Source organism: Ligilactobacillus sp., assembly GCF_036846325.1.
Lineage (GTDB): Bacteria > Bacillota > Bacilli > Lactobacillales > Lactobacillaceae > Ligilactobacillus.
Genome location: NZ_DAIUCE010000110.1, coordinates 1 through 5,352 on the forward strand (window position 1 = coordinate 1; position 5,352 = coordinate 5,352).

Here is a 5,352-nt window from a genome sequence, read left to right on the forward strand (position 1 = left end):
ATATCCTTGTCTTTGATCATTTGCTTTCCTCCGTATCCACAGACTTCAATAAGTCTATTTTCTGATAAAATTGTTAATTTTCTAATTCCTGTTTATGGAGAATACGTAATTATTTTATGTTAATTAGCATTCAAAAAAGGCTGGAAGAAAGTTTTAATCTTCCAGCCTCAGGCGCCATGTTATTTCGTAATCTGCTTCCATGCGTCAAGCATTTCCTCAAGCATCTTCTGAGCTATGTCCAGATGATTCTTGTCCTTGTGGACATTAGCCTGAACAAGTTCATTGCCGACCACTTCATATGTTGACACAAGCTGTTTGGGAATATCCCCTTCAATGTCGGTGTTGACACTGAACTTCAATTCATCGACAATGTCCTGTGCATGTACAATCTCATTGTTGGCAAGTTCGATGTTGCTGTTGTCAATTGCAAGACCGGCCTTTTTGATGTTCTTGATTGCACCTTCGATCAGCATCTCGATGAGTTTGTTCGGAGACGCACTCATCACCTGGTTGCGCAGATAATCATTCTTGTGATTAGCATACGGATTTACTGTCATTTCATTTTCCTCGCTTAATAGTACAATTCCAGTTCCGGAGGCAGTTCGTCACCGCTGACGTAGTTCTTCGCTATGCCTTCCATTCTGTTCAGTCTGCCGATTTCACGCGACACATCCACCTTTTCGTTCTCAGCCCAGGCAATCAGTTCCTGATACTTAACGCCGATTCTGCCAACCAGCGCCTTCTCATCTTCATCAAGGCTTTCAAACTCCAGGGGGCTGCGATCCTTCATCAGCTGGTCATTTTTCTGTAATGTCTCCTGAATCGATTCAAGGCTTTCATCACAGTCATCAAGGTTTGCCAAAACCTGTTGCAGAAACTGCAGGTCATTCATTCTTTCCTTCATTCAATCACCCGCCAGTCAATCAGCTGTTGCTTGAAGACGAATTCTGTGACTGGAAGTATGAGAACTGTGACTGAAGATTGCCGATGGCAGTGTCAAGATTCGTGAACATTGTAACGTAACGTGCACGCTTCGTTGCAATCTGCTCCGTAATGGTTTCAATCTGCTTGTTGTAATCCTTGATTTCGGACTGATAGGACGACTTGCGCAGCGCAATGACGCCTTCACTTCCTGATTTTGTGGAAGTGTATCTGTCAATCATTGACTTGAAGTCCGCCGTATATCCGGTACCGGTCTTTTCAGTTGAGTACTTGTTTGAAGTGTCCTTGAAGAAGAAGTCCTTGACCGAATTCGGGTCCTTTGCAAGCTGAGCCTTGAACTTGGTTTCATCAAGTGAAAGTGTGCCGTTGCGATCAACACTGAGTCCAAGCGTTGAGGCACTGACGCCGTTGACTGAAGCACCGCTGAGAACCATGCTCTGCAGGTTGGACTGCAGGGAGATGATTGTCGAATCACCGGCAAGAGCTCCCGTTGTGTTGTCTTCCTGGGAAGGATCACCGACATCCATCTTGTCACCAAGAAAACTCATGACACTGTTGTACTGATCGACAAAATCCTTGACAGCGGACAGTTCCTTGTCCGTATCATTTGTCAGTCCCAGTGTGATTGTCTTTGATGAATCCGCCTTCTTGAAGTTGAGCGTAACTCCGTCAATGACATCAGTCGGGCTGTTGCTGTTTCTCGTCATGTCGATGCCGTCAAGGGTGAACTTGGCGCTTTGACCGCGGCTTGTCTTCACAACGTCATCCGAAAAGCCGAGACTGTCCTTCAGGTCTCCACCGATTGTAATCTTCCTGTCGCCCATTTCCTCTGAAGTGACAACAAGCTGGTTGTTGACAATCGTTGCCTTGAGTCCTGCACTCTTCGTTCCTTCCTTGTCCGAAGGATCCTTGGCGTTGTTGATGGCATTTGCGATGTCCTTCAAGGAATCCGTGTCCTTGACGTCAATGTCAATCGTAAGCGGTGTGTCGCTTCCGTCAGTTGCACCGTTCGTGATGGTCAGCTTTCCGCTGTAGCCGAGTGCCTCCTTGGTCGAAGCCGTTGTTCCGTCGGACTTTTTGACAACTCCGCCGGTAACCTTGCTGGCCGTTGCGAGCTGCTTGATGACGAGGTCATAGGACCCTTCCATCGAGTCAGCCGTTCCGGAAATCGTGGCACTCGCATCATCACTTGAGGTTACCTTCTTCGTACCATAGGTGCTTTCATCCTGAAGCACGTCAAGTTTCTTTGAAAGATTGCCGAGACGCGTGCCGATATCCGTCCACGCCTGGGACTTGGTGTTGATCTTCGTAATTTTGTTTTGGATGACCGTCTTTCTTGCTTCATCTGACTGAAGCAGTTGATCGATTGTGTCTGATGTAATGCCCGTATACTGCCCCATGTAGCTGGAGGAGCTTACGGAGCCTGCTGTTGTTGATGTTGTAATGCTGCTGCTCATGATGTTCACTATCCTTTCTTGTCGACTGCGATTCCCATTTCATCCCAGATTCTGCCGATCATGTCAAGCATCTTCTTCGAGGGAATCTCCTTGACTACCTTGTCTGTCGTCTTATCCACCATCTCAACGTAAATCCGGTGCGTTCTCTGATGCATCTTGAATTCAAGATTGATGTTCTTGTTTGTCAGCCGGTCATTGATCTTCTTCAGTTCCTCTTCAATCTGTTCCTTGAACGAGTCCATCTCCTCGTCAAACTCAAAGTCATCAGTGTTTGAGTCGCCGGCCTTTTCCGTCTCGTGACGGCGGCTCTTTTCATACGTATTGAGATGCTCCTGATCACGGCTGACATTTGTCTTGATTGCGTTCTCAGAAGGGTTGTAGACATTCGTACTTACCTTCTGCACCCTGTTAACGGCAGCCGTCTGCTGCAACGGCTGAATCCCTTGTGTTCCGTCCAAATTCATATTCTTACCCTCTTTCAACATAAACCGAGCAGTTCTGAATGAAACTCAGCAAATCCTTTTACTACTCTATCTATATCGACAAATCAAGAAGGCTTTTAAACAACATGAATATTAATTTTTCACAAAAACAACAAAAAACAAGCCTAAAAAGTTTACATAATTATGTTTTACCTTACTTGCACAGATTTTCAAGCGTTACAATGTCTCCGTCATCGGGCGTAATCTGCTTCAATTCATTCAACAGACTTCTGGCAACTTCCAGCTGCCCCTGAGAAATCAACGCCGCAATCTGTGCCTTGACCTGATTGCCAAGCTTCACAAGTTCGTCACTGACGGCCGTTTCTCTTCGCTGTTCACGCTCCATTGACTGAACCATTCTCTTTATCAGCGTCTCGGCGGAAGGGAAGACATCCAAAGCCTCCGACAGATACCTGAGGCAGTGCTTCATGTCATTGTCCTTCCGACAGTCAAGAGCCTTCCTTAAAATCATTGCGAACCTGATTTCCGCCGGCAGAACGTTGGAACATGTCCTGCAGAGTTCAGGCGCATACATGCTTTCAGCACATGAAATGACATTGTCACAGTACAGGTCACTTTCCTCCATGACCCTTGAAAAGAGCATTGACCCCTGGAAGATGTACCGTTTTCTGAGACTGGACAGAAAATATTCTCTTTTAAGACATTTCTTCCAGCATTTTTCAACCTTTGCGGCAAATTCTGGAATCCTGTCAAGGTGCCTGGATTCTCCTTCGATGACCATTGAAACCGCATTGGCAAACTCTTCCCATGAAATGTTCTCAACATATCTTTCAGGCGAAAGGCCGCTGTTCACGCATATTTCAAGCAGGCCTTCATTTGCGCCCGAAGCAGTGACATCAGAAGAAAGCTCATCATCCAGAATTTTCTGCGAAACGCATTCACTGGTATGAGACATTATCCAAAGACTGTCATTTTCAATGCCAATCCCGGAAACAATCCTCTTGAAACTGTCCACAGCAACTTCAGTTTCAAGACCGACCCTGATTCTGTCAAGGGATGTTGTGAATTCTTCGGACAAAACATTGTCTGAAACAAACTTTTCAGCCATGAACTCAACTGCCTCACTGTCTCCCTCATTGACTGCCTCCATCAAGGAATACGCCAGAACGCCTCTTCTTTCCCTGCACTCACATTCCCATGGAAGTTCAAAAAAGACCTTGCGGATACTTTCGTATGAATCATCGCATTCCTCACTGCAAAGCTTGCAGTACTGCAGAACAAAATCATACATTGACTGTTTCTTCACATCGCCTATAAAGCAGGTGATGTAGTCCTTTAAAAGGTCAATGTTTTCGCAGTACTCAACCGAATCCATGTATATCTTCAGCCATTCATACATATCCTGCTGGTCAAAGTCAGCAAGGTTCCTTGATATGTTGATTCTTGCCACAATCCCTTTATAAAAGGAATCGCTCACATTAGCCAGGATTTCCTCCGTGCTTGACTTCAGTTCATCCCACATTCTGAGTCTGGCATAAGCCTTCATGCGGTAGATGAATATTTCAACCCACTCAAACGAAGTCCAGTCCGTCAGGTGCAGATTTCTTATCGTCCTGACGGCTCTTTCCGACACCTCAAGCAGTTTTTTCTTATTGTCGCCGCACCCCCCGATCTGCTGCAGCCAGGTGTGAAGGTTTCCGGGATTTTCAGCCAGTTCCCTGTCCATGATCCTTCTGTTTCTTTCGGCCTTCTTCACGCCAAGCTTTCCCACATATCCCACATGATGGATGAAGGTGTCCTTCAAGTCATACTCATTTCTCACCGTCACACCCGTCAGCATTTCATGCACGGCCCCCGTGAAGATTGAATCAGGGCTGATTCTGCAGATTCTTGCAAAGCGGTTTGAAGTGCACTCAGTCTGCGTTGCCGTGGTGTAGCTCTGCTCAAGCACCGTGACCCTGTCATAGTTGTTGTACAGTTCAGGCTTCGAGAAGAAGTCAATCAGGGGACCGATGTCGTCAAACCATTCATCGTCATCAAGATAGATCAGCCATTTGCCTCTTGCTTCCCTCAGTCCGGCATTACGTGCAGCGGCAAAGTCATCGCACCATTCAAAATGAACTATCTTGTCTGCATATCTTCTTGCAACGTCAATCGATCCGTCGGAATCCTTGTCTCCGACCGTGTCAACTGCAATGAACTCGCTTGGAATCTGCTCCAGCAGGGGTCTGAATGATTCAAAGCATTTCTCAACAGTGTCAATTCTGTTGGAAATCAGCATTGAAATCGTGACCAGGCAGTCTTCCATATTTATTCTAGAAAAGAACTTTTCCTTAGGCAATTCCTCAACCCATGTCTCCAAGTTAATCACCTCTCCTCTTATAATATCGAAAAAAACCGGCAGCCTTAAAGAAGGTTACCGGTTTCTTCCATTTTATTTCAAGCTATCTTCAATATCTTAGCCTTGAAGAAGGTTAAGCACTGAGTTCGGCATTGCATTTGCCTGTGCA

The 5,352-nt window shown here is 45.9% G+C and carries 5 protein-coding genes; all 5 read right to left on the reverse strand.

The features are described 5' to 3' along the window. Positions 1-179 precede the first annotated feature (179 nt). Positions 180-557, reverse strand: coding sequence for a flagellar export chaperone FliS (fliS, locus tag V7Z60_RS08610; RefSeq protein WP_334117419.1), 378 nt, complete (start codon positions 555-557; stop codon positions 180-182). A gap of 14 nt (positions 558-571) precedes the next feature. Continuing rightward, the gene (locus V7Z60_RS08615) at positions 572-904 is read right to left on the reverse strand and encodes a hypothetical protein (protein ID WP_334117420.1); all 333 of its coding nucleotides are present in this window, start codon (positions 902-904) and stop codon (positions 572-574) included. A 19-nt stretch (positions 905-923) separates the two neighbouring features. Further along, a complete protein-coding gene (fliD, locus tag V7Z60_RS08620; protein ID WP_334117421.1) occupies positions 924-2,399 on the reverse strand; it encodes a flagellar filament capping protein FliD in 1,476 nt (491 codons plus the stop codon). An 8-nt stretch (positions 2,400-2,407) separates the two neighbouring features. Further along, positions 2,408-2,863, reverse strand: a complete 456-nt coding sequence (locus V7Z60_RS08625; protein ID WP_334117422.1) for a flagellar protein FlaG — start codon at positions 2,861-2,863, stop codon at positions 2,408-2,410. A gap of 172 nt (positions 2,864-3,035) precedes the next feature. Further along, positions 3,036-5,213, reverse strand: a complete 2,178-nt coding sequence (locus V7Z60_RS08630) for a glycosyltransferase (protein WP_334117423.1) — start codon at positions 5,211-5,213, stop codon at positions 3,036-3,038. Positions 5,214-5,352: the final 139 nt, after the last annotated feature.

Coding starts and splice junctions, on each gene's coding strand:
- fliS (WP_334117419.1), bottom strand. CDS start 557: ATGACAGTAAATCCGTATGCTAATCACAAGAATGATTATCTGCGCAAC.
- V7Z60_RS08615 (WP_334117420.1), bottom strand. CDS start 904: ATGAAGGAAAGAATGAATGACCTGCAGTTTCTGCAACAGGTTTTGGCA.
- fliD (WP_334117421.1), bottom strand. CDS start 2,399: ATGAGCAGCAGCATTACAACATCAACAACAGCAGGCTCCGTAAGCTCC.
- V7Z60_RS08625 (WP_334117422.1), bottom strand. CDS start 2,863: ATGAATTTGGACGGAACACAAGGGATTCAGCCGTTGCAGCAGACGGCT.